Consider the following 2,553-nt stretch of genomic DNA (forward strand, 5'->3'; position numbering starts at 1 on the left):
CGGGCGGTCGCGCGCCAGTCGATCGAGCGGACGTCGTCGCCCCTCACATAGTCCCTGAGCGAATCGAATTCGGTGCCGGCACCGCGGATCTGGACGGCGGCCCGGCCGTCAAGCTCACGCAACCGGCGAAGCTTCGATGGAAGATGTCGTTTGGAATGGAACGGGGGTAGGACCCGGAGGAGCCCGGGAGCCGGAATGCTCACCTGGCGGCCGGTCAACCCCAGCGGGCCGACGCTGCGAATCGTCACCTGTGCCACCCGCAGATGCCCACGCCGTTCGGGGAGCAACCTGATCAACAGTTGCCTGGACTCACCCGGTGGAACCGAGACGTGCTGTACGGCATCAGCTGCCCCTGCCGACGGCTGCCACGCCTCACGGACAGTGGCCCTCAGTTGACGCCGGGAATAGTTACGGACGGTGAGCGTACTGGTGCAAGCCTCGGTCAGCCGGACGCTGTCCGGTAGGTCCCGGCTGAGGCCCGTTTTCCTCGGCGAGGCGGCCAGGGAAAGGTCCAGGGCTCCCACCAGGACCAACGCAGTGGTCCAGATCAGGATGGACACCGCGCCCGGGTAGAGCGCCACGGGAATAATCCCGAGGAATGCCAGGAGGACAAATCGTCCGGTGATGGTCATGCGGCCCGGGGCCTAGCGTGGCACTGGGACGGTAGCGAGGATCCCCAACAGCACATCATCCACTTCGACTCCGTCCATTTCAGCCTCGGGACGCATCGACACCCGGTGTCGCAACGCTGGCAGGGTGAGGGCCTTGACGTCGTCCGGCGTCACGAAGGTGCGGCCTGACAACCAGGCCCAGGCGCGGGCGGTGTTGAGCAATGCGGTGGCACCGCGCGGGGAAACACCGAGCTGGAAAGATGGAGCTGTGCGGGTGGCGCGGACCACATCAACAATGTAGGCGATGACCTCGGGCGCAATCGCTACTGTAGCCACCGCGCGTCGGGCCTTCGCCAGATCAAGGGCCGAGGCGACCGGGCGAATCCCCGCCGCAGCGAGGTCCCGTGGGTCGAAGCCCGCACTGTGGCGGCGGATCACCTCTATCTCGTCGTCCCGGTCCGGCACTGACAGCGTGAGCTTCAACAGGAAGCGGTCGAGTTGAGCCTCGGGCAGGGGATAGGTGCCTTCGTACTCCACCGGGTTCTGGGTGGCTGCGACGATGAACGGATCGGGGAGCGCCCGCGAAACGCCGTCGACCGACACCTGGCGTTCCTCCATTGCCTCCAGTAGGGAGGCCTGGGTCTTGGGCGGCGTCCGGTTGATCTCGTCCGCCAGCAGGATGTTGGTGAAGACCGGCCCCTCGCGGAAGGTGAATTCCGAGTTCTGCGCCTCGTAAATGAGTGACCCAGTGACGTCTCCCGGCATCAGATCGGGAGTGAACTGGACCCGCTTGGTATCGAGACTCAAAGCTGCCGACAGGGTGCGCACGAGCAGGGTTTTGGCGACACCCGGAACGCCCTCAAGCAGCACATGGCCCTTCGCGAGCAGGGCGATCAGCATTCCGGTCACTGCCGCGTCCTGGCCGACGATCACTTTGGCTACCTCGGACCTCACGTTCAGCAGGGCCTGGCGTTCGGGGCCGGGGCCGTCCGGTGACACCGGGGAGTCCTGGTGGGTCGGGATGTGTTGACTCATCTCGCGTCGATCTCTTTCTCTAGGGCGTCAAGGTCTTGGCTCCATCGCACCAATTGGGTGTCGGACGCTGGTCTTTCGGTCCGCAGAAGTTGGTCGAGGTCGGCCGGGGACCGCGGGGAGTGGCGTGCCGCCGCGGCTACCACCTCGGTGACCGAGCTGGTGGCCGGCAAGCGAAGCCGTGCTGCAAGCCGAATGAGGGTGGCGGCTCGGAGGTTGGCGGCGGCGCGATCAATGGACCCAGAATCCTGGTAGAGCCGCGCCCGTCCTTCGGCCGTCTCGGCCGCCCGCACCACCACGGGCAGCGGTTCCTCGGCGAGCGGCCCCAGGCGGCGTCCCCGCCAGACAGCGGCCAACAGGCCAGTGCCGAGTAGCCACAGCATCACAAGGTTCACCCAATCGGGCAGCAGGTTCAGGGGATCGACCGGTGTGTCGGTCAGCGCCAGATCGGCTGCCGTGGGCTGATACCAGATGAGGACGGGGCTGCTCCCCAGGGTTCGCAGGGCAAGTGCCGCGTTGCCTTCCTGATCGATGGTCTCGTTGCTGATGATGCTTCCGTGGCCGAGTGCCACCACTTCCTGGCCAGCCTTGGCGGCGTAGGAACCCGAGGGTGGGCCGCCCTGCGCAGTAGCGGGGGGGAAACAGATCAGATCGGCCCGGTAGGCGAAACCGCCGGGGGAGATACTGCCGGCGGCGGCGGCGTCCTCAACCCCACAGTCTGCCGGCAAGGGGGTGTCTTCGGAGGCGGGGATTAGACCCGCCTGTCGGATGGATGGGGCAAGTTCGCCCAGGATGAGGGTGTTCGGCTCGACCAGAACCAGTCGGTCGGCGACACCGTCCAGGGCGCTCAGCTGGTCGGAGTTGAGCCACGAATCCGGATCGTGCAGCAGGAGGGTCGAGGCGCCAGCCG

3 protein-coding genes are annotated in these 2,553 nt (G+C 66.6%); all 3 read right to left on the bottom strand.

Annotated elements, in window-relative coordinates; translation table 11 throughout:
* The coding region (locus tag K728_RS0109080) for a DUF58 domain-containing protein (RefSeq protein WP_024476502.1) at nucleotides 1-632 on the bottom strand (632 nt) is incomplete at its 3' end.
* Nucleotides 633-644: 12 nt separating this feature from the next.
* Entirely contained in the window at nucleotides 645-1,646 is a 1,002-nt protein-coding gene (locus K728_RS0109085; RefSeq protein WP_024476503.1) for an AAA family ATPase, read from the bottom strand.
* A partial coding sequence (locus K728_RS21265) for a DUF4350 domain-containing protein (RefSeq protein WP_024476504.1) occupies nucleotides 1,643-2,553 on the bottom strand: 911 nt, incomplete at its 5' end. The genes K728_RS21265 and K728_RS0109085, both read right to left, overlap by 4 nt.

This window comes from Arthrobacter sp. CAL618, assembly GCF_000468215.1.
GTDB lineage: Bacteria > Actinomycetota > Actinomycetes > Actinomycetales > Micrococcaceae > Arthrobacter_D.

What these genes read in the sequence shown, in the direction of transcription:
- K728_RS0109085 (WP_024476503.1), bottom strand. Translation starts at nt 1,646, where the DNA reads ATGAGTCAACACATCCCGACCCACCAGGACTCCCCGGTGTCACCGGAC.